The organism is Streptomyces venezuelae (assembly GCF_008642275.1).
Taxonomy (GTDB): Bacteria; Actinomycetota; Actinomycetes; order Streptomycetales; family Streptomycetaceae; genus Streptomyces; species Streptomyces venezuelae_E.
In genome coordinates this window covers 582,261-606,666 of the sequence record NZ_CP029189.1, presented here as the reverse complement: position 1 = coordinate 606,666, position 24,406 = coordinate 582,261, and the positions used below count along the sequence as shown (strand labels likewise).

Here is a 24,406-nt window from a genome sequence, read left to right as displayed (position 1 = left end):
GTCGTGCCCCCACCCTCGTACTCGCGCTGCCGATACGACCGATGCCACTGAAGCCCGGAGTCACCGCAGCCACCGAAGTCACTGGAGCGACCCATCCGGCCGCCCCACCGTAGCGCGCGGGGAGCAGATGAGCTGCCAGGTCAGCTGCCCGCGCCCGCTCGGCCCCAGTCCGGTCCGGCCGCCGCCCAGGCCCGGTCCAGACGTATGTACCGCCGATGCATGAGCCGTCGTACGACCAGCCGCCGGACCGTCTCCACCAGTGTGGCCACGCAGATCGCGGCGGCCAGCCCCGCCATCCCCGCGTGGAACGCCGCCGCCGCCGGGTCGAGCGGCTGCCCCACCAGCCGGCCGCGCGCATCGGTCCAGATCCGGAACCGGTCGCCGGGCCGCGGCGGTTCCTCCGCGGCCGGCACCGTGCCCTGGTGGCTGCTGCCGTCCGGCGCGGTCCACGAGGCCACGATCTGCGTACGGTGCGGGGCCGTCCGCTGCGCCGACGTGTCGGCGGCGGCGCTCGCCGCGGCATCCGCATCCGCGTCCGCCGCGGAGACCGTGGCCGACTCCGGCGCGGGCCGCAGGACCACCGCCGGGACGAGATGACGCTCCTGCCGCTGCTCGTGCGCGGCCTGCTGAAGGGTACCGTCCACCCGCAGTCCCGCGACCCAGCCGACGGCCGGAGCCACCACCAGGACGCACACCAGCGCGGCGAAAGCCACCCACGCCTCGAAAAGATCGGTCGGCCGGCGCAGCGGATTGCGCCGCCACCGCCACACACCCATTGCTGTCCGCACGGTCCGGCTCCCCCAACTTGTGCCAGTCTCCGCCTGTCTGCGCCTCTGTCCTGACTGATCCAACGGCCTGGTCGTGCCAGTTGGTTCCAGCCCGGGCGCCGAGCCCCTCGAAGGTGTCAATCCGGACGGCCGGTCGCCGGTCCGCGACCACCCGCCCGCCCCTCGTGTCCCACCTGCCCCGGGAGGGCGCCGGCGGTGTCACTGAAGGACCCGGACCTCGTCACCGACGCGCACCGTACCCAGCCGCACCGGCACCAGCTGCCGCCCGAACGCGAGCGACCGGCCGATCCGGCGGTGCCTGGCCAGGGTCTTCAGCGGCTCCTTGCCCCGTTCCGCCGTCTCCTGGTCGGTGGTGGTGACGACACACCGGCCGCACTCGCGCACCCCGCGGAAGAGGGCGTCGCCGATCGCGATGCGCAGCCATTGGTCCTCGGCCCATGCCTCGCCTCCGGAAACCACCACATTGGGGCGGAAACGGTTCATCGGCAAGGGGCCTTCCTCAGGGTGATCGCCCTGCGCGATGAGCGAGTTGAGCGCGTCCAGCGAGGCGAGTGTGGTGATCAGCAGCGGATAGCCGTCGGCGAGGCTCACCATCTCGCCCGGCAGGGCGTAGTCCGGATCCACGGGACGGCGTACCGCCGGATCATCCATGTGCACCAGCCGTACCGGCTCCCCGAGGTACGCGCTGAACCAGTCGGCCGCGGTGGTCGCCGCGGCCACGGTCTCGACCTTCTTCCCGAACAGCATCGCCGGTTCCAGCGGACCCGGCTCGGGCACCTCCACGAACAGCTCCGCCATGCCCGGCGCCGTCACGGCGATCCGGCCGCCGTCCGCCGGACGGGCGGTGGCCAGGGCGAGGCGCGGCTGGCGGCGCTGGGTGACGACCGCGCCCTCGGGATCGATCAGCGCCCAACGCCGGTCCCCGGAAAGACCCCAGGGCTCCACGGCCACCTCGTCGGGAGCGGTCCCCGCTACCGATTTGACGGGATGGATGTGGAGCGCCTGCACGTGCAAGTTCGACATGAGGGCATCCTGCCAGCCCCCGCGCCGCACCGCGTATCAGAGCCCCGTCAGTAGCCGCGCCCCTGGTAGGGGCGGCCGTACGGGTCCTCGTACGAGGCGGCCGGCACCGGTGCGGGCACCTGGACCGGACGCGGCGCGGCCGGGCGCATCGCCTCGTACCCGGTGGCCATGGCGACCGGGCGGGGCTGCTGCGGCTGGGGCTGCGGCATGTACCCGCCGCGGGCCGCCATCGGCTGCTGCTGCGGGATGTACGGGGCCGGCGCCTGCTGCAGCGGCATCGGCTGCGGGGCCGACTGCTGCTGGTACGGGTATCCGTATCCCGAGGTCTGTTGTTGCTGGGGCTGGGCCGGCGGCAGCGCCGGCATCGACGACGCGAGAGCCGGCAGGTACCCGCCGCTCGAGTATCCGGCACTCGGGGACTCATAGGCGGCCGGGACGCGGATCGGGGCGATCTGCGGAGTGCCGCGTTCGGCGACGAGGGAGTCGTAGATGGGGGTGTCCGGGAAGGAGGGCGCGGAGTAGTAACCGCCGCCATAAGTGGAGCGGGGGGAGGTCATGGGACCTAAGTTAAGCCCACGACTTCACCGGGTCCATAGCGAGGTGCCGTCAACCCCGCCCTGACCTGCATATTCCCAGGTCAGGGCCACACCTTTCACTTGACGTTCACGTGCACGATTCACCACTTCCGCCCCATCTTGTTCGTACTCGTGCCCACCGGTTGGGTGTTGCACCGACTTCGCGCTGACGCAGCGTCACAATGCGGTGACCTCGGAAGACTCCGCCCCGAGGGGCGGTCCGCCGTTTCAGGCGTCACTGGGGCGGGCATAGGTCCGGCCCTTCCAGGACGCCCCGCGGCCGCGGTAGTGCTGCACGGCCGAGTCGACGGTCATCAGGAGGTACAGCAGCGCGGTGAACGGAAGCAGCGGCGCGAGCGCGGCGGGCTGGCGGTAGTACCGGAGCATCGGCAGGTAGGTGCCCGCCATCAGGAGCCAGGCCAGGCCGCCCGCCCAGGCGATGTCCGGGCGGTCGGCCGCGATGCCCGTCAGCAGGGCGGCCGGCGGCACGAGGTAGACGAGCGCCAGTCCGGCGGCGGTCCCGGCCAGCAGGACGGGCTGGTGGCGCAGTTGTGCGTAGGCGCTGCGCGAGACCATCCGCCACAGGTCCGCGAGCGCGGGGTACGGGCGCACGCTGTCCACCCGCTCCGCGAGCCCCAGCCAGATCCGGCCGCCGGAGCGCTGTACCGCGCGGGCGAGGGACACGTCGTCGATGACCGCCTGGCGGATGGAGTCGGGGACCCCGGCCCGCACGGCGGCCGTGGTGCGCAGCAGTACGCAGCCGCCGGCGGCCGCGGCCGTCCGGGCGGAGGGGCGGTTGATCCGGCGGAACGGGTAGAGCTGGGCGAAGAAGTACACGAAGGCCGGTACGACGAGCCGCTCCCACAGGCCGACCACCCGCAGGCGGGCCATCTGGGAGACGAGGTCGAGGTCCGCGGAGGTGGCGGCGGCGACCAATTCGCGCAGACTGTCGGGTTCGTGCGCGATGTCGGCGTCGGTGAGGAGGAGGAAGTCGGGCTCGGTCGCGTGCGCGGTGCGGGCGATCCCGATGCCGTGCCGCAGTGCCCAGAGCTTGCCGGTCCACCCGGGTGCGGGGTCGCCGGGGGAGGCGACGGTGAGCGGGAGCCCGGGTTGCCCGGCCGCGAGCCGGCACGCGAGCTCGCCCGTGCCGTCGGTGCTGCCGTCGTCGACGAGGATCACCTCGGCCTCGCCGGGATAGTCCTGCGCGATCAGCGAGGGCAGGCTCCGCGGCAGCACCTCGGCCTCGTCCCGGGCCGGGACGACGATCGCGACGGACGGCCAGCGGGCGGGGGCCGTGCGCGGCGGGAGGCGGACGTCGGTCCGCCAGAACATGCCCTGGGCGAAGGTGAGCCAGAGCCAGGCGGCGAGGGAGGCGTAGGCCGCGCAGGCGGCGGTGAGGAGGCCCATGGCGGCAGTGTGCCGGGCCCGGGCGGGCCTGTCCCGCACCCCGGCCCACCGGGTGCGGCGGCCTGCCGGCGCGGCGTTCCCCCGGCGCGGGGCGCGGCGTTCCTTCCGCGGGGGTGCGGCGGTTCCCGGGGCTGCGGTGGCTGGTGGGGAGGTCTTCCGGGCCGGGGCGGCCGGCCCGGCCCGCGGTGGCGGGAGAGCCGTGTCGGCGCGGGGGTCGACTAAGGTGGCCGGGTGAAGATCGCGCTCATGGACTCCGGAATCGGCCTCCTCGCGGCGGCCGCCGCCGTGCGACGGCTGCGGCCGGACGCGGATCTGGTCGTCTCCTCCGACCCCGACGGGATGCCCTGGGGTCCCCGGACCCCCGCCGACCTCGCCGGGCGGGCGCTCGCCGTCGCCCGGGCCGCCGCCGCGCACCGGCCGGCCGCGCTGATCGTCGCCTGCAACACCGCGACCGTGCACGCCCTCGACGCCGTGCGGGCGGAACTGGAACCGGCCATCCCGGTCATCGGTACCGTGCCGGCGATCAAACCCGCCGCGGCGGCCGGCGGCCGGCTGGCCATCTGGGCCACCCCCGCCACCACCGGCAGCGCCTACCAGCGCGGGCTGATCCGTGACTTCGCCACCGGGGCCCGCGTCACCGAAGTGCCCTGCCCCGGACTCGCCGACGCGGTGGAGGCGGCCGACGACGCCGCCGTGGCGGCCGCCATCGCCGCGGCCGCCGCGCTGACTCCGGCCGACGTCACCGACGTCGTGCTCGGCTGCACGCACTACGAACTGGTCGAGGGCCCCATCCGGGCCGCCCTCGCCGCGCGGACCCGGGGTGCGGAGCTGGTCTACCACGGCTCCGCCGAGCCCGTCGCGTTCCAGGCGCTGCGCCGCGTGGGCCTGCGGCCCGAGCCCGGCCTGCCGCGCACGGGCGGGCTGACCGTGCTGCGCAGCGGGCGCGAGGGCACCCTGCCAGCCGCCGCGCTCGCGTACGCCGAGGGCCGGCTGCTCGCGGGCCAGGGCGCACCCGTCGGCTGACGCAGCCCCCGGGGCCCGGCCGCACGCCCCCTTCGCGCCCCCGGCGAGACGAATCGTCTTGCGTGTGATCCGGGCCTGGTCTACGGTCCGCCGCGCAGTGAGACGGAACGGTGCGTCTCGAACGTCCTGTCACACACGACCGGCGGCAGCGCGCGGCCTTCGGGGGCGGCGCCCGGAGCTTCAGCGGGAGCCGGCCGCCGCGAGCCGCTGAGCCAGCGCGCGCAGGTCGCCCGCGTCCAGGACCCGGTCCCCGAAACCGGGCAGCGGCACGTGCAGGGCCGCCGTCCAGCGCTCCGGGACCGCCCCCTGGCCGTAGCGGGCCCCCGCCAGGATCCCCGTCACCGCGGCCACCGTGTCGGTGTCCCCGCCCAGGTCCACGGCCGCCCGGACCGCCTGCGCGAAGCCGCTCGTGGTGCGCAGCGCCCACACGGCCGAGCCCAGGCAGGGCCACACCGCCCCGTTGAACTCGGTGGCCAGCCCCGGATGCCAGTCGGGGGCGAGCACGCGACCGTACCGCTCGCGGTGGGCCGGATGCACCTCGGCGAGCGTCGCGGGGAGGGCGGCCAGCGGGTCGGCCCCTTCCAGGGCGACGCGCACGAGCTCGTGCAGGATCGCGGTCCCCTCCCAGGCCGCCCGGTCGCCGTGCGTCAGGGCCGCGATCCGCCGGGCGGCGTCCATGGTCCCCTCCTGCCCCGCGGGAGCGAAGTAGACCGCGGAGGTGGCGGCCCGCATCAGGGAACCGTTGCCCGCGGCCCGCGCGTTGACCTGGAAGTGCAGGGCGGCGGCGAGGTCCCAGGGCTCGCCGTTGGTCAGCACGTCCTCGGTCTGCAGCCCGATGTCCTTCGGCTGACCCGCCGCCCAGCGCTGGAACCGGCCGAAGATGTCGGGGAGTTCGAGACCACCGCACTCCAGCAGGGACTCCGCGACCAGGACGGCCATCTGCGTGTCGTCCGTCGCCTCGCCGGGATCCCAGCCGCCGCCCCCGGCCATCTCCGCGCCGCGTGCGGACAGTTCGCCCGCCGCCCCGAACTCGTAGGGCGCGCCCAGCGCGTCGCCCGCGGCCGAGCCGACGACGGCGCCCACGGCCCGGTCCAGTCGGGTCGTCATCGGCTCTCCTCCTCGCATACGGCCGCCAGCAGTTCGCGCGCGAAGCGGTCCAGGTCGTCCAGGCCGGCCCCCGCCGGGTTCTCCGCCAGGGCCCGGTACTGCTCCGCGCACCGTTCGGCCGCGCCCCGCACCAGGGCGTCGCGGGTCGGGAAGTAGTTCTTGGCGCTACCCGTCGGTACGGCCGCGGCCGCGTCGGCGGCCCGACGGGTCAGCCCGCGCCCGCCCTCCTGCGCCAGTACGGCGATGGCCGCGTCCCGCAGCCGGTCCCTCCGGTCCCGGTTCACCGTGCCACCCTAACCACGACCGTGGTACCGCAGATGCAGTACCACGGTCGTGGTGGTTCGTGATCGTTCGGCGCAGGGGCGGGCCACGAGCGAAACGACGACGGCCTTCGTGACCGGCGGCCCCCCGGCCCCGCATGACGCGCTCGCCGCCGTGCCGGGCCGCGTGGACCGAGTGGGCGAGGGACGGTGGCGCGCGGGCGGAACGTGAGTACGCTGCTACACATGACGGGTCACCCTCCGGGTCCGCTCTGGGCGGGCCGCGCCTCCAACCGTGTGCAGTGGCTGCTCGCCGCTGTCGGTGCGGCCTGTCTGGCGCTCGGGGTGGAACTCGCCGTCGACTACGCCTGGACCGCCGGCGTCATCCCGCTGCTCATGTCGGTGATCGGCTGCCTCGCCGTCGGGCTGCTCATCCTCTACGGCACCCTGGCCTTCGTACACGTCGCCGTCACCGTCGACGCCGAGGCCCTGGAGGTGCGCTGCGGCCACATGGGGGTGCCCCGCCGCAGGATCCGGCTCACGCAGGTCACCTCCGCCGAGTTCGTGCCCAGCATCACCCCGCAGCAGTGGGGAGGCTGGGGCCACCGCTGGCGCCCCGAAAAGGGCACCGCGATCATCGTCCGGCGCGGCGAGGGCGTGGCCCTCGTCCTCGTCGACGGCAAGCGGTTCACCGTCACCGTCGACGACGCCGAGAACGCCGTCCGTGTCATCCGCGCCCATCTGCGCGCCCTCGCCCGGTAGACCCGTGGACCCGCCGGGTTCGGTACGCCTGGTAGGTCCGGTAGAGGTGTCCTGCGGAGCGCGCCCGGGTGCCTACCGTTCCGCCGGGCGCGGGGACGTACACTCCGCCAGATGAGCAGCAGTGTCACCCGCACGACCGGGAACGAGCCCTCGCAGTCCGCCGACGGGCCCCCGGCGAAGGCGGCCGCATCCCCTGCGGCCGCCCGGTCCGACGCGCACCGGAAGGGGCTGTGGCTGCTGCGCGCCCTGCTCGCCGCCCTCTCGGGCGTGCTGCTCTACCTGAGCTTCCCGCCCCGCCCGCTCTGGTGGCTGGCCCCCTTCGCCCTCGCCCTGCTCGCCGGCTGCCTCCACGGCCGCCGCGCGCGGGCCGGCTTCGGCCTGGGGCTCCTCGCCGGACTCGGCTACCTGCTGCCGCTCCTCGTCTGGACCGGTGAGGAGGTCGGCCCGGTGCCCTGGCTGGCGCTGAGCACCCTCGAAGCCGTCTTCATCGGCCTCACCGGCCTCGGCATCGCCCTGGTCAGCCGGCTCCGGGCCTGGCCGCTGTTCGCCGCCGCCGTATGGGTAGCGGGCGAGGCCCTGCGCGCCCGGGCCCCCTTCGGCGGCTTCCCCTGGGGCAAGCTCGCCTTCGGACAGGCCGACGGCGTCTTCACCCCGCTCGCCGCTCTCGGCGGCACCCCGCTGCTCTCCTTCGGCGTCGCCCTCTGCGGATTCGGCCTCTACGAGGCCCTGCGCACCGCCCGCCGCCACCCCGGCCGCACCACCGCCGCGCTGACCGCGCTCACCGTCGTCGCCCCGATCGGCGTGGGCCTCGCCGCCCGCCCGCTGGTCTCCGACACGGCCGAGGACGGCACCGCCGTCGTCGCCGTGATCCAGGGCAACGTGCCCCGCCTCGGCCTCGACTTCAACTCACAGCGCCGGGCCGTCCTCGACAACCACGCCAAGCGCACCCTCCAGCTCGCCGAGGACGTCAGGGCCGGCCGCGCCCCGAAGCCCGACTTCGTCGTCTGGCCGGAGAACTCCTCCGACCTCGACCCGTACGCCGAGCCCGACGCCCACGCCGTCATCGACCAGGCCGTCAAGGCCATCGGCGTGCCCGTCGCCATCGGAGCGGTGGTGGCCCCCGAGACCGGCCCGCTGCGCAACACGATGATCCTGTGGGACCCGGTCAAGGGCCCCACCGCGACCTACGACAAGCGCAAGATCCAGCCCTTCGGCGAGCGCATCCCGATGCGTTCCGTCGTCCGCCTCTTCAGCTCCGACGTGGACCGGGTACGCCGTGACTTCGGACCCGGCAAGGACCCCGGCGTCTTCGACATGGCCGGCACCGGCGTCGGCATGGTCACCTGCTTCGAGGCCGCCTTCGACGACGCCGTGCGCTCCACCGTCCAGGACGGGGCCCAGGTGATCGCCGTCCCGAGCAACAACGCCACCTTCGGCCGGACCCAGATGACCTACCAGCAGCTCGCCATGGACCGGATCCGTGCCGTCGAGCACAGCCGGACCGTCCTCGTCCCGGTCACCAGCGGGGTCAGCGCCGTCATCCGCCCCGACGGGAAGGTCGTCTCGCAGACGAAGATGTTCACCGCGGACGCGCTGGTCGCCGAGGTCCCGCTGCGTTCCGGCCGCACCCCGGCCACGGTCGTCGGCCCGCTTCCGGAGTACGCGCTGCTCCTGCTGGCTGCGGGCGGCCTCGGGTGGATCCTGAACCGCCGGATCCGTTCGCGCCGCGCCGCCTGAGGCCGGATCCGGTCCGCCGGCCTCGTAGGGTCGGGGCATGACCACACCCGATTTCATCCGCCGGATCCGAGCCGCCGCCGGGCACCAGCTGCTCCTGCTGCCCGGAGTCACGGCCATCGTCTTCGACGACCTCGGCCGGGTGCTGCTCGGCCGGCGCTCCGACACCGGGCAGTGGGCGGTCGTCGGCGGAATCGCCGAGCCCGGCGAGCAGCCCGCCGAGACCGCGGTCCGCGAGGTGTACGAGGAGACGGCGGTGCGCTGCGTCGTCGAGCGCGTGGTCCTGGTCCAGATGACGGAGCCGATGACCTACCCGAACGGGGACATCTGCCAGTTCCAGGACATCACCTTCCGCTGCCGCGCGACGGGCGGCGAGGCACGGGCCAACGACCACGAGTCCCTCGAAGTGGCCTGGTTCGAGGTGGACGCCCTGCCTCCGCTGGATCCCTTCGGCCTGGACCGGATCCAGCGGGCCCTGCGCGACGAGCCGACCTGGTTCGAGGCTCCCGGCGCTCTCGACTGACTCCCCGGACGGCGATGTGAGCCGGGCGTACGTGAGCTGTAAGGTTCCGCTGATCAAGAGCGGTAATCGGACAGTCGTACAGACAAAGGGGGCGGTCGAGGGATGATCTCGCGCGGTACAACCGGTGTGTCCGAGACGGGTGGCCAGGGCCGTGCAGCGGCCGGAGCGGCTCCCGGTGGGCGCCTGGCGGTCCTCGACGGGATCAGGGTCCTCGCCGCGCTCGGCGTGCTCTTCTACCACTACTTCGCCCTTGAGAGCGCCTGGGGGAAGGCGCCCGCTGAGGTCTTCCCGCACGCCCACCGGCTCGCCGTCTACGGCTGGCTCGGCGTCGAGATATTCTTCCTGGTCAGCGGGTTCGTGATCTGTATGAGCGCCTGGGGCCGCGGCGTGGGCGACTTCGCGGTGTCCCGGATCTCCCGGCTCTTCCCCGCCTACTGGGCGGCCGTGGCCTTCACCTCCCTCGTGCTGTTCCTCTCGCCCGAGGTCAGGGCGCTCGGGCGGTTCAGCGACGTCATGGTGAACCTGTCGATGCTCCAAGGCGGCGTCGGGGTCGCGAACATCGACGACGCCTACTGGACGCTCTTCGTCGAGCTCAAGTTCTACGTCCTCTTCGCGATCGTGGTCATGCGCGGCGTGACCTACCGCAACTGCGTCCTGTTCTGCGCGGTATGGACGCTGGCCGGCGTCGTGGCCCCCGGCGCGGACAGCGGCGTGCTGTCCTTCTTCGCGTCCTCGTCCTCGTCCCCCTACTTCATCGCAGGCATCGGCTTCTACCTGATGCGCCGCTTCCGGCCGAACGCCGTCCTGTGGGGCGTCGTAGGCGTCCAGTTCCTGCTCGCGCAGCACTACGTGCACGCCCGCATGATCTCCAGCCTGGGGCGGGCGGCCACCGAACGGACGCCCGCCTGGCCCGCCCATCTGGTCATCGCGCTCGGCTTCGCCCTGATGGCGGCCATCGCGCTCGGCGCCCTCGACGGCGTCCGCTGGCGCTGGCTCCCGCACGCCGGAGCGCTCACCTATCCGCTCTACCTGATCCACATGATGGCCGGTCTCACCCTCATCCATCACTTCCGCGGCGAGGCGGCTCCCGTACCGCTGGTCATCGGGGTGACCGCCACGATGCTGGCGCTCGCCTGGCTGATCCACCGGCTCGTGGAACGCCCGCTCGGCCGACGGCTGCGCGACGTACTGCGCCGCGGGGTGCGCGACATCCGGGTGGACACCTCCCGCGGCCCGTCGATCGAACTGCTCCCCGCACAGCCCTCCGCCCCCGACGCGGAACGCATCCCGGCCGGGCACCGGTCCCGATGACGACGGAGGGCAGCGGCCGGCCGAGCCGTGCGGACGGCCCCTGACGGGGCCGGGATCACCCGGGCGGAGGCAGTGCACCGCCCCAGATCGCCTCAGCCCACGGTCGGCGTGAACTCCACGCGCACGGACTTCGGTCCGCGGGTGAAGACCCCTTGCCCGGCCGGGTCGTACCCGTCGGCCGGGCGCAGGTCCGGCATCGCGTCGAGGAGCTGGTTCGTGGCGATCTCCACCTCCGCCTTGGCCAGCAGCGCTCCCACGCAGAAGTGCCGTCCGAGGGCGAACGCCAGGTGGTCCGCGGCCGCCGAGAAGGCGGTCGTCGCCGTCAGGTCGTCGCGGAGGATGTCGAACCGGTCCGGGTCGGCATACCGTTCCGGATCGCGATTGGCCGCTCCGATCAGGCAGGTGACGGTGGCTCCGGCGGGGATGGTGCCCGCGCTCATCGAAACGTCGGTGCCGGCCTGACGCATGATCATGTGGACCGGTGGGCTGTAGCGCAGGGTCTCCGCGAAGGCCCGGTCGATGAGTCCGCGGTCCTGACGGACGGCATCGAGCTGTCGTGGGTCGGCCAGGAGGTTCGCGAAGAGGGCGGCGACGGCCTTGTCCGTGGTCTCGGCGCCCGCGGTCAGGAGCAGGCTGCAGAAGGCTTTGATGTCCTCGTCGCTCATGCTCACGCCGTCGACCTCGGCGGTGCAGAGAGCGGAGAGCAGGTCGTCGCCGAGGCGGCTCCGCCGTTCCCGGATGACCGGCAACATGTACGCGGCGAACTCGGCCTGGGCGCGGCTGCCGGCCGCGGCGCACTCGGGGTCGCCGGACAGGTTGCCGGTGAACGCCACGAAGGCCCGGTACCAGCCGCCGATGTGCTTGTGGCCGGACCGGTCCAGCCCGAACATGTCGGCGATGACCGTGATGGGGAAGCGGGAGGCGAAGCCGCTGACGAGGTCGACGGCCCCGGTCCCGCGGAAGGCGTCGATCAGCTCGCGGGCGTTGCGTTCGATGAGCGGTACGACCTTCTCCCGGAGCTCGTGGCCGCGGAACGCGGGGGCCACCAGGGCGCGCCGGGTGGCGTGCTCGCGGCCGCTCATCTGGAGCAGGGTCTTCCCGTGCACGGGCTCCGCCTGCCAGGCGTAGTTGTCCGTGGTGAACTGCGACTGTTTGTCCTTGAACACCCGCGCCACGTCCTCGTAGCGCGCGACGAGGTAGCTCTGCGTCGCCTCGTGCCACACGAGCTCCGGGCTCTCGCGCAGGGCGCGGTACGTCGGGTACGGGTTCTCGGCGAACTCCTGCGACAGGATGTCCGGGACGTTGTGCGCGGCGGTCATGGAGATCCCCCCATCAGCTCGGCCTCCGGCGCGCCGGCCCTGCCGGCTCCGTCTTCGCCCCGGTGTGCCGGACACCGGTCCGACGCGCTGGGAAGGCCTGCGGATCGCGGTCCGGTCGGTGGTGTCCGTTCAGCTGAACGCCTCCAAGGAAACACCACACCGACCCCCGTCGCCAGGGCTTCGGCAGCTGCGCCCGAACAGGTCCCCGCCGCCCGCGACACGAGGCGATCCATGAGGTTCGACGGACTGCTGGGAGTCCGTCGGCGACGCCCCGGACAAGGTCACCGGACGGTTGTTCGGCTCTTTGGTCCGGGAGTTCGACGACCTCAGGACCGTGCTTGCCGGTACAGCTCCACCGCCCGGTCGCCCAGCACCGCGCTGTACGAGATCTCCGGTACGTTCCCGCCGCCCTCGTAGCCGCCGAGCACCCCGGCCAGCGCCCCGTTCACCAGCCACGGGCTCCCGCTGGTGCCGCCGGTCAGGTCCGGGCAGTCGATCCGGCGCTGGGTCACGGAGAGCAGCTCGGTGGTGTTCGCGCAGCGGACCGGGGCCTCCAGGGTCCGCGGGTAGCCGATGACCGTCACCGTGGGATCGTCCGGCTGCTCGGCGGCGACCGGGAAACCGCCCACGGCCTTCTCCACGGATCCGGTCCGCCCGCCGTCCACCGGAGCCACCGTCGCGAAGGCGATGTCGTCGTCCGGGTCCTGGCCCTCGGTCCAGCCCGGTGTCAGGTAGGCTCCGGTGATCTTCCAGAATCCGTACGGGGCCTTGCCATCGCGGTAGCCCGGTGCGAAGACCGTCGTGGACGGGCTCTCCAGGCAGTGCGCGGCGGTCGCGATCACATCGCCGTCCTCGCTGTGCACCACGGCGGCGGTGCAGTGGTGCCCGCCGTCCCGCCCGCCCGCGAAGAGCGCGCCCACCCGGTCGGCGGTCGCGCCGGGCAGCGCCCACGCGGTCACGCCGAGCGGCGGCCCGGCGGCCGCGTCGGGCAGGTCCACGCCGATCAGCGCGGCCATCGCGGACAGTGCGAGCAGGATCCGGGACGCCCGCCGCGCACGGGTGCGCCGGGCCGTTCGGGGGAGCGTGGAGTGGATCATCCGTCCACCCTGCCCGCCGAACCTATGTCCGGAGGACGGTGTTCCGTATGAATCCCCTGTGAATTTCGTGAAGGAGATGTGAAGGCCGGGGCATGCCCGGACAGGCCCCGCTTTGTCGGATCTCGGCAGCCGATCGGCGGCTATCCGCGCCGCTCGTAGACCGTCACCCGGCGCCCCCGCACCTGCCGGTCCGCCACCACCGCGAAGTGCTCCCGCAGGACCGCCTCCTTCGCCTTGTCCCGCTCGGCCGACGGCGGCTTCGCCACCTCCTCCGCGTCCGTCACCAGCAGCACCCGCCGCTGCCCGAGCAGCGCCGCCCGGATCCGCGCGGGGTCCGCCTCCTCGCCCTTCAAGGTGGCCGAGGCCGCCGGGGACGCCGCCAGCGCCACATCGGCCAGGCCCCCGAAGGCGCCGGGCGAGACCAGCGCCGTGTCCCGTCGCGCGGCCGGGACGAACAGCACCGCGTCCCCGTCCCGCTTCAGCCCGGCCACCTCGCCGGCCACCGCGAGCACGTCGTCTATGCGGCTGGCCGGGGCCCGCTTGTCCAGTTCCACCGGCAGCAGGGCGAGCACCGACACCCCGGCCAGGCCCGGCACCAGCAGGACCGCCGCCCTCGGGAAGCGGGGCGCGCAGGCCCGTACGGCGGCGGCCAGGGCGGCGCCGACCAGCAGCGCCAGCCCCACCATGCTGAACAGCACGTACCGGTCCTGGAACAGCGGCTGCACCAGGGACAGCCCGATCAGCCCGAGCTGAGGCACCGCCAGCAGTGGCAGGCCGACCGCCGCCACCGAGAGCGCCCCGCGGTCCGGCCGTCCGGACCGGTCCGCCCACGCACCCAGCCCGCCGATCACCAGGAGGATCCCCGGCCCGATCAGCATGGACCAGGTCAGCGGCGGTATCCAGGACACCTGGTCGGACTGGCCGCGGCTGAACAGGATCAGCGGCAGCGCCCCCGCGACCGCACCCGAGCCGTACGCCGCCCAGCGCAGCCACACCCGCCGCCCGGACCGCACCCACCCCAGGGTCGCCGCGTGCGCGGGCAGGACCAGCAGCGACAGCCAGTTCAGCAGGGCGCACACCAGCACCGTGATCCCGTACGCCGCCCAGCGCGGCCAGGCCCGCCGCCCGGGCCCGCGCTCCAGGAGCGAGACCAGCAGCAGGGTGGACAGCCCGGCCCCCGCCGCGACCAGTGCGTACGGACGGCCCTCCTGGAGGTAGAACTGGACGGCCGGCAGCAGCCCGAGGGCCAGACCGCCGCCGAGCCCCGCCCAGAACCCGGCCAGGCGCCGCCCGATCAGCGCCACACACGCGGCGGCGGCCGACACGGCCAGCACCGACGGCAGCCGCAAGGTCGCCGTACTCGCCCCGAAGACCTCGAAGAGGCAGTGCATCAGCAGGTAGTACAGCCCGTGGACGGCATCCACGTGTCCGAGCATCGCCCATATCTCACCCGCCGACCGCCCGGCCACCTGCCAGGTCGCCGCCTCGTCCCGCCACACGCTGTCCTGGCGGGAGAGCCCCCACAGACCGAGCCCCAGAGACCACAGCAGGGGGACCAGCCACACCAGAACGCGCCGACTTCGGGATTCGGTCGTGACGGATATGTCGGAAGGCATGAAGGAGTGCGGATCCTCGGTGCGGGGCGTCGGCGGAAAGCACCAGTCTATGGACGCCACGGACGGTTTCCGGGCCGGGTGTTGTGCACCACGGAGCGTGATCGTCCGGCCCCCCGCCCCTAGCCTCGCCGCAGGAGCACGAACGAGGGGCGGTACCCGGTGAACTGGCTCATCCACGACTACCGCGAGAGCGATCTCGCAGCGGTGGTCCATCTGATCGACACCACGGCCGAACTCGGCCAGGAGTCCGTCTTCTCCCTCGCCGAGTGCATCGGCGCGCTGACCGACCGCCAGCCCTGCGTGGTCGCCGTCCACCAGGGCGTCCCCATCGGCGCCGCGCTCGCCTGCGTCACCGGCGAACGGGCCTGGGTCATGCGCATCGCGATCGCGGCCGGCTGGCGCGGCCGGGGCCTGGCCAGCGCCCTGCTCGTGGAACTGGAGCGACGGCTCATCGCCGCGCGCGTCGGCCGCATCGCCTACGTCCTGCCCGAGGAGGACATGCTCGGCGAGGGCCTCCTGAACGCCGGATACACCCGGCAGCCCGCCGTCGCCTACTTCGAGAAGACCGAGCCGCTGCACGGACCCGCGGCGGGCCTCCTCGACGACCTCGGTGGCCGCTTCCTCCCGAACGACCTCTGGGCCAAGGTCGCCGGGATGGAGAAGGAGAAGGACCTCATCGAACGGCGTGTGGTCCTGCCGCTCGCCGAGCCCGAGCGGGCCGCCTCGCACGGAGTGCGGCCGCCGCGTGCCATCACCCTCTTCGGCCCGCCCGGCACCGGCAAGACCACCTTCGCCCGGGCCGTCGCCTCCCGGCTCGGCTGGCCCTTCGTGGAACTGCTGCCCTCCCGCCTCGCCGACGAGGGCAACCTGGCCGCCGCGCTGCGCGACGCGTTCGCCCGGATCGCCGAACTGGAGCGCGTACTGGTCTTCATCGACGAGGTCGAGGAGATCGCACCGGTGCGCACCGAGCCCGCGCAGCCCGGCGGGATCCACGGGGTGACCAACGAGCTGCTGAAGCTGATACCGGGCTTCCGGGAGGGCGACGAGCGGCTGCTCGTGTGCGCCACCAACTCCATCCGGTCCCTCGACCCGGCCTTCCTGCGGCCCGGGCGCTTCGACTACCTCATCCCGATCGGCACCCCGGACGCCGGCGCGCGCGCCGCCATCTGGTCCCGCTACACGGCCCGCCGCCCGGACGTCGACGTGAACGCCCTGGTGGCGGCCACCGAACTGTTCACGCCGGCCGACATCGAGCACGCGGCGCGCATCGCGGCGCAGGCGTCCTTCGAGCGGGACCTGGAGGCGGTCGGCGCGCGGGGCGCGGCGGCCGCGCAGCTGGGTGCGACCACGGAGGACCACCTGGCGGCGGTCCGGCAGTGCCGGCCGACGGTGACCCCGGCGATGACGGGCGCGTTCGAGGCGGACATCACCGCGCACGCCCGGTTCTGACCCCGGCCGGAGCCCCCTGACGTCCGTCCCCCGGTTGCGGCGGGGGACGGAACGAGGAACGGTCCGCGGCCGCTCCCCGAGCGGCCGCGGACCGCCCCGCGCGGACCCGGTACCGCGCCGGAGGGCGGCTCGGCTACCGTCACCGCATGGGCTTCGTCGTCTTCATGACCCTTCCCGGTCTGGCTCTGGTGCTCACCGCCATGGCCTTCCTCGACCTGGCACTGGTCCGCGCGGGCCGCGCCGGGCTGCTGCCCTGGCGCTGGAACGGCCGCCAGGGGCAGATGTCCGCCACCGGCTTCGAGCAGCTGCACGCCAGCTTCTCGCCCGGCAAGCAGAACGAGCTCAAGGAGCGGCAGAGCGCCCTGGTCATGCGCGACGACGAGGAGGACGGCGCACCGCCGCGTACCCGGGTCGACCTCGACGGCGGACTCGCCGTCATCCGGCTGCCCGGAAGGCGTGAGGCCGTCTAGCGGGCGCAGCTGTACGTGAAGTCCACCGCGGCCGTGCGCTGCCCGGGCGACATCAGCTGCAGCTCCGCCTTCGCCGGGTAGCTTCCCTTGCCCTGGAAGGTCCACAGCAGGTGCAGCCGCGCCTCCCGCTGTCCGCGCGGCACCCGTTCGGTCAGCCGCTCGGACCGGGTGCCGTCACTGCGCACCCACCGGTAGGTGAGGATGCCCGGGCGCCCGTTGGTCGCCACGACGGCCACCACATCGGCCGCCGCGTCACAGGCCGGGCCTGCGGGATCGGTGCTCACGGCCACGTCCCGGACCTCGATGCCGGGCCCCAGCCGCTGCCACCCGAGGTACGCGAGGACCCCGGCCAGGACGAGCGCCGCGAGGGCGTACCGCCGCAGCCCGGCCAGCCGGCGGCGCCCGCGCGGTGGCGCGAAGGCCCCCGAGGCGTCGACGGGGAACGGCGCGGGCATGGCCGCGGTGACCCCGGGCCCGAACCGGAGCACGGAACCCTCGACCCGGTCGGGGGCCACCGGCTGGACCACGGTCACGGACCCACCCGGAGGCGTCGCCTGGACCTTGGTCACGGCCTCGCCCGGGTCCGTCGGCTGGACCGCGGTCACGGCCTCGCCGTCGGCCGGCGGGCCGCTGAACCAGTGACTGCCGAGGACGGTGGCGCTGTAGTCGTCGCCCTCGGGGGAGCTGGGACCGCTCATCGGGGCACCTCCTGCTCCGTGCAGCGCAGCAGGTACTGCGAGGCCGACGCGGACTTGTTCCCGGCGGTGGGCCTGGTGGTGACGCGGACCCCGCCGTAGCAGCCGTTGCCCTTGGTGAAGGGGTGGGACAGGGTCCTGGGCGCCGAGCCCGCCTGCATCTCGAACGACTCCATGCCGTCGCGGACGGAGTAGGAGCCCTGTGTCCTGCCCAGGAACCACTCCACCGTCACGGTCACCGAACCGGTGCCCTCGGTGGCGACCGAGATGGTCGCGTCGCCCCGGTAGACCCCGGTCCTGAGCGACACGGCGACGTCCGAGACCTTCAGCGTCGGTGTGGGCGTCGGTGTCGGGGTCGGTGTGGGCGGCCAGCTCACGGTCGGCTTCGGGGTCGGACTCGTCGACCACGACGGAGAGGCCGTGGGAGACGTGGACGCGGACACGGACGCGGACGGCGAGGGGCTCGCCGACGCCGAGGGGCTCGGAGTCGGCGAAGGGGAGGCGGAGTCCACCGGACTCGGGCTCGGCGAGGCCGAGCCGGGCGGCGCCGCGCTCGTCGTGGCGAAGGCACTCACCGCCGAAGCCGCGTCCGGGGCCGCCCCGATCGCGTCCGTCGTCAGGACGAGTACGGTCCCCAGCACCAGCGACACACCCGCCGCGAGCCATCCGCGGCGCCCCGGCGCCCAGCCGGAACCACTGGGCACCGTGGTCGTGGCGAACGCCGTGGTTCCCGCCGCCGGGCCGCCCGCCGAGGGGAACAGCAGTGGCAGCAGGGCGGCCAGCGCCGCCAGCTTCCGCTGCCCGCGCTCCTCCCACCCGGGCCCGTACGCGGCCAGCGCCACGCCCTCCAGCTCGGCCACGAACGCCTCGGCGTTCTCCGGCCGCTGCTCGGGCGCCTTCGCGAGGCCGCGCCGGATCAGCGGACGTACGGGTTCGGGCGCCTCGGTCTCCGGTACCGGCGCCTCGATGTGCTGGACGGCCAGCTCGGCGAAGTTCTCCCCGTCGTAGGGCTTGCGGCCGGTGAGGCACTCGAAGAAGGTGGCCGTCGCCGCGTACACGTCGGCCGCGGGCGAGGCCGGCCGGCCCTGCCACTGCTCGGGCGCCATGTAGGCGGGGGTTCCGGCCACGCCGGGTGTGCTGCCCCGGTTCGCCGCGATCCCGAAGTCCACCAGCTTCGACGAGCCGTCCGGTGCGACCAGCACGTTCTCCGGCTTGTAGTCCCGGTGGACGACGCCCGCCCGGTGCGCCGCCGCGAGCCCCAGCAGGGAACCCTTGAGGACCACCAGCGCGGCCTCGGCATCCGCCCGCCCGGACTGCTTCAGCAGCGCGCGCAGGGAGATGCCGTCCACCAGTTCCATGACGATGGCCGCGCCGCCGGACGCCTCCACGTACTCGTACAGCCTGACCACGTACGGGGTCTCCAGCCCGCCCAGGAGGCGGGCCTCGGCCCGGAACTCGCCGACGAACGCGGGATCCCGGCGCAGCCGGTCGCTGAGGTACTTCACCGCGACCGGGGTGCCCGTGCCGTCGTGGACGGCGAGCACCACGCGGCCGCTGCCGCCCGAACCGAGCTCACGGACCTCGGTGTAACCGGGGACCGACCATGCCGCCCGCGTGTCCTTCATCGTTCCTGCCCCCTGCCTGCCGTCCGGTCTCGCCGCATCGCTGGGAAGACCGGTCGGCGGACCGGCCTCCACCGGCCCTCCCCGGACCGGACGCCCCATGGGACGTGGTTTCCGCCGTGGCCGGTTCCCAACCACGGCGGACCGGTCAGGCCGCGGCCGACATGGCGCCGATCATGGCGTGCAGCCGGTCGGCCGCCGCCCGGCCGAAGGCCGGATCGTTGATGTGCGTGTCGTAGTCGTAGAGCCTCGTGGCACTGCCCCGCAGACCCTCGCGCAGCGCCGAGAACAAGGCCCGGTCCGCGTCGGCGTCATGGTAAGGCCCGCCCGGCGCGCCGAGCGTGGACAGTCCACGGAGCGGGACGCACACCGCCGTGGGGCCGTTCGCCGCGCGCAGCTTCGCGGCGACCCGGCGGCCCAGCTCCGCGCATTCGGCCGCGGTCGTACGGGTCACCGTGATGGACGGATTGTGGACGTGGACGCCCCGGTCGCGGACCCGCCGGGGCAGGCTCTCCAGCGGGCCGAACTTCACCATGTCCAGCGCCCCCAGGCTCACCACCTGCGGGATCCCGGCCCGCCCGGCCGCGCTGAGCCGGTCCGGACCCGCGGTGAGGATCCCCCCGCACAGGTCGTCGGCGAGCTCGCTGAGGGTGAGGTCGAGGACGCCCGCGAAGACCCCCTGGCCGGCCAGGGTCTCCAGGGTGCGGCCGCCGGTGCCACTGACGTGGAAGACCAGCACCTCGTAGCCGAGCTCCGTCAGCCGCTCGCGCGCCGCGTCCACCCCGGCCGTGGTCACGCCCGCCATGCTCGCCGCGACCAGGGGACGGCCGCCCGCGCCCAGCCGGGGCCGACGGCCCTCCGCGCAGGTGCGGGCGTAGGCCCGGGCCATCCCGGTGATCGCCGCCACGGCGTTCGCCAGGACCGGTGCGGAGATGCTGTTGATCCCCGCGACGTCCACCACGCTGTACATCATCGTGATGTCCGAGGAGCCCACGTAGGGGCGGACGTCCCCGGACGCCATGGACGAGACCATCAGTTTCGGTACGCCCAGTGGCAGGGCGCGCATGGCCCGGGTGGCGATGGAGGTGCCGCCGCTCCCGCCGATGGCGAGCACCCCGTGCAGCCTGCCCTCGGCGTGCAGGCGTAAGAGGGTCGCCTCCGCGCCCCCCGCCATGGTGGTCACGGCCGCACCCCGGTCGGCGGCACTGCGCAGTTCCGACAGTTCCGTACCGGCGGCCCGGGCCACCGCGTCGCGCGGTACGTCGGCGGGTACCCGGGGTTCGCCCATGATGCCCGTGTCGACCAGTACCACTTCGACCCCGGCGCGCAGCAGCCCCTCGCGCAGCCAGCCGTACTCCACACCCTTGGTGTCCAAGGTCCCCACCAGCACGACGCTCGTCATGTGTGCAATGTCCATGCAGGTAAGGGTGTTGGCAAGTGCAAGTGTGGGTCAAACCAGGGTCAAGCCTTCAGGAGCTCCAACAGTCTTTCCAGAAAGGGGAGTTGGGAAGGCATCAGCGCGTTTTGCGCCAGTGGTGGAGCAAACCAGGCCACCCGGTCCAGCTCGGGGAACTCCTGTACGTTTCCCGAGTGCGGAGGCCACTCCATCGAGAAGGTCCCGGGAACCATCAGCGCGGGGTCGAGATCCGCCTCCACCGCCCAGATGGTCACCAGCTTTCCGCTGGTCAGACGCACGTCGCCCAGCGGAAGGTACGCGCCCTCCGGCGGCGGCAGCCCGATCTCCTCGGTGAACTCGCGGCGGGCGGCGTCCCTCGGAGTCTCCTCCGGTCCGTATTCACCCTTGGGGATGGCCCAGTCACCGGTCAGCCGACCGGCCCAGAGCGGTCCGCCCATGTGTCCGAGGAGTACCTCGACACCGGACCCCGGCTCCGTACCGGTCCGCCGGAAGAGGAGCAGCCCGGCACTGCGTTTGTGTGTCATGGGTACATCCATGCCCCGTACGCACCCGGCCCAGTGGTGCGCGTACGCGATGTGCCGTCAGTGGTCGTGCGGGCCCTGCCGGTGGACCGGGCCGTGCGCTTCGGCGCAGTGCGCGTCGGAAGGCCCTCCGCCCGCGCGGCCGACCGTGAGCAGCGAGTCCTGCGCGTGGTCGACCTGGAGGGTGGTGTGCGTGATCCCGTACTCCTTGGCGAGCAGCCGCTCCAGGTCCCGGCGGACCGCGTGGCAGTCGCCCGCGGGCTCCACCAGCACGTGCGCGGAGAGGGCCGCCTGCCCCGAGGTGATCGTCCAGATGTGCAGGTCGTGCACCTCGGTGACGGGCGGGTGCCCGACCAGGCGGTCGCCGACCGCGTCCGGGTCCACATGGGCCGGGGCGGCCTCCAGGAGGATCCGGCCGGACTCACGGACCAGCCCGTACCCCGCCTTGAGCATCAGCACCACCACGACCAGCGTGGCGATCGCGTCCGCCTGCCGGAAACCGGTGGTCAGTACGATCAGACCGGCGACCGCGGTGCCGATGAAGGCGAAGAGGTCGTTCAGGATGTGCTGGTAGGCGCCCTCGACGACGAGCGTGGAACGGTTCGCCCGGGAGATGCACCAGGCCGCGGCCACGTTGACGGCGATGCCCGCGAGCGCCGTCACCACGACCAGCCCGCCCTCCACCGGCGGCGGGTCCGCCAGCCGCCGCACCGCCTCGTACGCCAGCCAGACCGCCAGCAGGATCAGCGTCAGCCCGTTCGCCTGCGCGGAGAGTATCTCCGCCCGCTTGAGGCCGTACGTGAAGCCGCCGCGGGCGGGGCGCGCGGCCAGCCGCATGGCGATCAGCGCCAGGACGATCGAGACCGCGTCGGTCAGCATGTGGGCCGCGTCGGAGATCAGGGCCAGCGAGTTGGCCATGACGCCGATGACCACCTCGACGGCCATGAACCCGCCGATCAGGGCCAGCGCGATCGCCAGCCAGCGCCGGTCGGCATCCGCCGCCACGCCGTGGCTGTGCCCTCCGGGACCGTGGCTGTGGCTGTGGCTGTGGCCGTGGCCCGCGGACCCGTCGCCGTGCCCGCCGTGCCCGTGGCCGTCGTGCGCCTGGTCGTGCCCGCTCATGGCGTCCCCCGTCTCCTCACGGCGCCCGCATGTTCGGGTCCGTCGCGTGAAGTGAAGCGCACCCCGGCGGGATCGGCAAAGGCTGCAACGGGGACCGTTGTCATTACCCATAAGAGGGCTCTGACCTGCGACGATGTCCGACCGGTGCCGGACCTTCGGGATCGTGGGAAAATCTGGTCATGGTCCAGCGCCCCGGTGTGCCGACCGCGCCCCAGCTCGTCCTGGTGACCGACTGGGGCGCCACCGAGATGGATCCCGACCGGATCTACCACGTCGGTCGGGACCCCCTCTGCGAGATCTGCCTCGACGACGCCCGAGTCTCCTGGCACCACGCGATCCTGCGCCCCGACGGCGACCACTGGACGCTGGAGGACGAGGGCAGCACCAACGGCACCTACGCCGACGGCCACCGCGTCCACGAGTGGAGCGTCGGCGTCGGCACCGAACTGCGCTTCGGCAGCGTCGACGACGGGCCGCGCGCCGCCGTCGTCGGCCCCGCGCCGCCCACGCCCGCACCACCCCCCGCGCCCGGCACCGGCCGCCCCTCGCACGTCGCCAACCCGGCCATGACCGGTACCTTCCGGCAGCCGACGACCGTCCGTCCGCTGCCCGTCCGCACCGCCGTCCGGATCGGCCGCGCCCCCGACAGCGACCTCGTCGTCGACGACCTCACCGTGTCCCGCCGGCACGCCGAGCTGAACGCCCTCGCCGACGGCAGCTACGAGATCGTCGACCTCGGCAGCCACAACGGCACCTACCTCAACGGCGCAGCCGTGACCCGGGCCACCCCCGTCACCGAGGGCGACCTCGTCGGCATCGGCCACTCCGTCTTCTGCCTCGTCGGCGACCAGCTCCAGGAATACGTGGACACCGGAGAGGTCTCCCTCGACGTCCAGGGCCTCACCGTCGCCGTCGACCGCGGCCGCAAGACCCTCCTCGACCAGGTCTCCTTCCCGGTCGGCGCCAAATGCCTGCTCGCCGTCGTGGGCCCCAGCGGAGCCGGCAAGTCCACCCTCCTCGGCGCCCTGACCGGCCTGCGCCCCGCCGACCAGGGCACCGTCCTGTACGACGGCCGCGACCTCTACCGCGACTACGCCGAACTGCGCAGCCGCATCGGCCTCGTCCCGCAGGACGACATCCTGCACTCCCAGCTCACCGTCCGGCGCGCCCTCACCTACGCCGCCGAACTGCGCTTCCCGCAGGACACCGCCCAGGCCGAACGCCGGGCCCGGGTCGACGAGGTGATCGCCGAACTCGGCCTCGAACAGCGTGCCGACCAGCCCATCCACAGCCTCTCCGGCGGCCAGCGCAAACGCGTCTCCGTCGCCCTGGAACTGCTCACCAAACCCTCCCTGCTCTTCCTCGACGAGCCCACCTCCGGACTCGACCCCGGCATGGACCGCTCGGTGATGAACACGCTGCGCGACCTCGCCGACGACGGCCGCACGGTCATCGTCGTCACCCACAGCGTGCTCAACCTCGAAGGCTGCGACCGTCTCCTCGTCCTCGCGCCCGGCGGACGCATCGCCTACTACGGCCCGCCCGGCGAGGCCCTCGACTTCTTCGGCTTCGAGCAGTGGCCCGAGGCCTTCGAAGCCTTCGAGAACCAGCGGGAGCGCGACTGGGCCGGGGAGTACCGGGCCTCGCCGCTGCACCGCCGCCACGTCGACGTCGCCGCCGGCCGGGCCCCGCTCGCGGCACAGGCCGCATATGCCTCCGGCCATCCGCCGCAGCCACCGCCCAAGGCCCAGAGCTGGGGCTCCCAGCTCTCCACCCTGATCCGCCGGTACGCTGCCGTGCTCAGGTCCGACCGCACCTTCCTGGTCATCATGGTCGCGCTGCCCTTCGTCATGGGCGCCATGACCCGCGCACTGGCCGGTAACACCCTCAACGCCGAGACGGCCCTGAACGCCCTGTTCATCCTGTGCGTGGGCGGAGTCCTGATCGGCGCCGCCAACGCGGTGCGCGAACTCGTCAAGGAACGCGTCATCTACCAGCGGGAGCGTTCCGTCGGCCTGTCCCGGTCGGCCTACCTGATGTCCAAGATCGTGGTCCTCGGCGCGATCACCGTCGCCCAGGCCGTGGTCCTCACCCTCGTCGGCCTCGCGGGCGTCACCATCAACGCGCCGGGCGGCCGCGGCCTCTTCATGCCACCGCTCATCGAGATCACCCTCGCCGTCGCCCTGCTGTCCCTCACGGCGATGGTGCTCGGCCTGCTGATCTCCGCCCTGGTGGCCAAGGAGGAGGTCACCATGCCGCTGCTGGTCCTCCTCACGATCGTCCAGGTCGTCTTCTGCGGTTCCCTGCTGAAACTCACCGGCGTCCCCGTCATCGAACAGCTGGCGTGGTTCGTGCCGGCCCGGTGGGCCATGGGAGCGATGGCGGGCACCATCGACCTAGGCGCGATCGTGCCCGGCAAGATCACCCAGGACCCGCTGTTCGACCACGAGGCCCACCTGTGGCTCCTCGAAATGGGCATGCTCGTCGTCCTGTCCGTGCTGTTCGGCGTGCTGGTCGCCCGGCTGCTGCGCCGCCACGAGCCGACCGTCATGCGGAAGTAGGCCT

At 73.4% G+C, this 24,406-nt stretch carries 21 protein-coding genes and 1 pseudogene; 8 read left to right on the top strand and 14 right to left on the bottom strand.

The features are described from left to right. Positions 1-140 precede the first annotated feature (140 nt). From DEJ51_RS02695 to DEJ51_RS02680, 4 genes are all read right to left on the bottom strand, one after another. Positions 141-788, bottom strand: a complete 648-nt coding sequence (locus DEJ51_RS02695; protein ID WP_190620157.1) for a hypothetical protein — start codon at positions 786-788, stop codon at positions 141-143. 198 nt (positions 789-986) lie between these two features. Next, positions 987-1,811 carry an MOSC domain-containing protein gene (locus DEJ51_RS02690; RefSeq protein WP_150255926.1) on the bottom strand — a complete coding sequence of 275 codons (825 nt, stop codon included), beginning with the start codon at positions 1,809-1,811 and terminating at the stop codon, positions 987-989. 47 nt (positions 1,812-1,858) lie between these two features. After that, a complete protein-coding gene (locus DEJ51_RS02685; RefSeq protein ID WP_150255924.1) occupies positions 1,859-2,368 on the bottom strand; it encodes a DUF6643 family protein in 510 nt (169 codons plus the stop codon). Between the two features lie 246 nt (positions 2,369-2,614). Further along, positions 2,615-3,793 carry a glycosyltransferase gene (locus tag DEJ51_RS02680; protein ID WP_150255922.1) on the bottom strand — a complete coding sequence of 393 codons (1,179 nt, stop codon included), beginning with the start codon at positions 3,791-3,793 and terminating at the stop codon, positions 2,615-2,617. Between the two features lie 231 nt (positions 3,794-4,024). Between DEJ51_RS02680 and DEJ51_RS02675 the strand changes: the two genes are divergently transcribed. Further along, positions 4,025-4,816 carry a glutamate racemase gene (locus tag DEJ51_RS02675; protein WP_190620155.1) on the top strand — a complete coding sequence of 264 codons (792 nt, stop codon included), beginning with the start codon at positions 4,025-4,027 and terminating at the stop codon, positions 4,814-4,816. A gap of 180 nt (positions 4,817-4,996) precedes the next feature. On the opposite strand, the gene DEJ51_RS02670 is transcribed toward DEJ51_RS02675, so the two are convergent. After that, on the bottom strand, positions 4,997-5,923 hold the full coding sequence (locus DEJ51_RS02670) for an ADP-ribosylglycohydrolase family protein (protein ID WP_150255920.1): 927 nt from the start codon (positions 5,921-5,923) through the stop codon (positions 4,997-4,999). A gap of 53 nt (positions 5,924-5,976) precedes the next feature. Beyond that, positions 5,977-6,207: pseudogene (locus tag DEJ51_RS02665) on the bottom strand (TetR/AcrR family transcriptional regulator); the annotation flags it as partial. A 222-nt stretch (positions 6,208-6,429) separates the two neighbouring features. Between DEJ51_RS02665 and DEJ51_RS02660 the strand changes: the two are divergent. The 4 genes from DEJ51_RS02660 (at position 6,430) to DEJ51_RS02645 (ending at position 10,513) form a co-directional block, all read left to right on the top strand. After that, on the top strand, positions 6,430-6,945 hold the full coding sequence (locus DEJ51_RS02660) for a hypothetical protein (protein WP_150255919.1): 516 nt from the start codon (positions 6,430-6,432) through the stop codon (positions 6,943-6,945). A 111-nt stretch (positions 6,946-7,056) separates the two neighbouring features. After that, complete coding sequence (lnt, locus tag DEJ51_RS02655) at positions 7,057-8,682, top strand: apolipoprotein N-acyltransferase (protein WP_150255917.1); 1,626 nt, start codon at positions 7,057-7,059, stop codon at positions 8,680-8,682. Positions 8,683-8,719: 37 nt separating this feature from the next. Beyond that, positions 8,720-9,202: an NUDIX hydrolase gene (locus DEJ51_RS02650; RefSeq protein ID WP_150255915.1), complete on the top strand. Its 483-nt coding sequence runs from the start codon at positions 8,720-8,722 to the stop codon at positions 9,200-9,202. A gap of 126 nt (positions 9,203-9,328) precedes the next feature. Beyond that, positions 9,329-10,513 carry an acyltransferase family protein gene (locus DEJ51_RS02645; protein WP_223835633.1) on the top strand — a complete coding sequence of 395 codons (1,185 nt, stop codon included), beginning with the start codon at positions 9,329-9,331 and terminating at the stop codon, positions 10,511-10,513. Between the two features lie 92 nt (positions 10,514-10,605). Here DEJ51_RS02645 and DEJ51_RS02640 read toward each other — a convergent pair whose 3' ends face one another. From DEJ51_RS02640 to DEJ51_RS02630, 3 genes are all read right to left on the bottom strand, one after another. Further along, entirely contained in the window at positions 10,606-11,832 is a 1,227-nt protein-coding gene (locus DEJ51_RS02640; protein ID WP_150255908.1) for a cytochrome P450, read from the bottom strand. Positions 11,833-12,158: 326 nt separating this feature from the next. Further along, positions 12,159-12,929, bottom strand: a complete 771-nt coding sequence (locus tag DEJ51_RS02635; protein ID WP_150255906.1) for a trypsin-like serine peptidase — start codon at positions 12,927-12,929, stop codon at positions 12,159-12,161. Between the two features lie 140 nt (positions 12,930-13,069). Beyond that, positions 13,070-14,545 carry a glycosyltransferase family 39 protein gene (locus DEJ51_RS02630; RefSeq protein ID WP_150255905.1) on the bottom strand — a complete coding sequence of 492 codons (1,476 nt, stop codon included), beginning with the start codon at positions 14,543-14,545 and terminating at the stop codon, positions 13,070-13,072. A gap of 159 nt (positions 14,546-14,704) precedes the next feature. Between DEJ51_RS02630 and DEJ51_RS02625 the strand changes: the two genes are divergently transcribed. Both DEJ51_RS02625 and DEJ51_RS02620 read left to right on the top strand, forming a co-directional pair. Then, positions 14,705-15,994 carry an ATP-binding protein gene (locus tag DEJ51_RS02625; protein WP_150255903.1) on the top strand — a complete coding sequence of 430 codons (1,290 nt, stop codon included), beginning with the start codon at positions 14,705-14,707 and terminating at the stop codon, positions 15,992-15,994. 146 nt (positions 15,995-16,140) lie between these two features. Beyond that, the gene (locus DEJ51_RS02620; protein ID WP_150255901.1) at positions 16,141-16,464 is read left to right on the top strand and encodes a DUF6191 domain-containing protein; all 324 of its coding nucleotides are present in this window, start codon (positions 16,141-16,143) and stop codon (positions 16,462-16,464) included. Here DEJ51_RS02620 and DEJ51_RS02615 read toward each other — a convergent pair. From DEJ51_RS02615 to DEJ51_RS02595, 5 genes are all read right to left on the bottom strand, one after another. Next, a complete protein-coding gene (locus tag DEJ51_RS02615; RefSeq protein ID WP_150255899.1) occupies positions 16,461-17,162 on the bottom strand; it encodes a hypothetical protein in 702 nt (233 codons plus the stop codon). The genes DEJ51_RS02620 and DEJ51_RS02615 overlap by 4 nt on opposite strands. Then, entirely contained in the window at positions 17,159-18,784 is a 1,626-nt protein-coding gene (locus DEJ51_RS02610; protein WP_223835632.1) for a serine/threonine-protein kinase, read from the bottom strand. The genes DEJ51_RS02615 and DEJ51_RS02610 overlap by 4 nt, the downstream gene beginning before the upstream one ends. Positions 18,785-18,929: 145 nt before the next feature. Further along, positions 18,930-20,183 carry a Tm-1-like ATP-binding domain-containing protein gene (locus tag DEJ51_RS02605; RefSeq protein WP_150261654.1) on the bottom strand — a complete coding sequence of 418 codons (1,254 nt, stop codon included), beginning with the start codon at positions 20,181-20,183 and terminating at the stop codon, positions 18,930-18,932. Positions 20,184-20,242: 59 nt separating this feature from the next. After that, positions 20,243-20,722 carry an NUDIX domain-containing protein gene (locus DEJ51_RS02600; RefSeq protein WP_150255896.1) on the bottom strand — a complete coding sequence of 160 codons (480 nt, stop codon included), beginning with the start codon at positions 20,720-20,722 and terminating at the stop codon, positions 20,243-20,245. Between the two features lie 57 nt (positions 20,723-20,779). After that, positions 20,780-21,841: a cation diffusion facilitator family transporter gene (locus DEJ51_RS02595; protein ID WP_150255894.1), complete on the bottom strand. Its 1,062-nt coding sequence runs from the start codon at positions 21,839-21,841 to the stop codon at positions 20,780-20,782. 179 nt (positions 21,842-22,020) lie between these two features. On the opposite strand from DEJ51_RS02595, the gene DEJ51_RS02590 reads away from it, so the two are divergent. Further along, positions 22,021-24,402, top strand: coding sequence for an FHA domain-containing protein (locus DEJ51_RS02590; RefSeq protein WP_150255892.1), 2,382 nt, complete (start codon positions 22,021-22,023; stop codon positions 24,400-24,402). Positions 24,403-24,406: the final 4 nt, after the last annotated feature.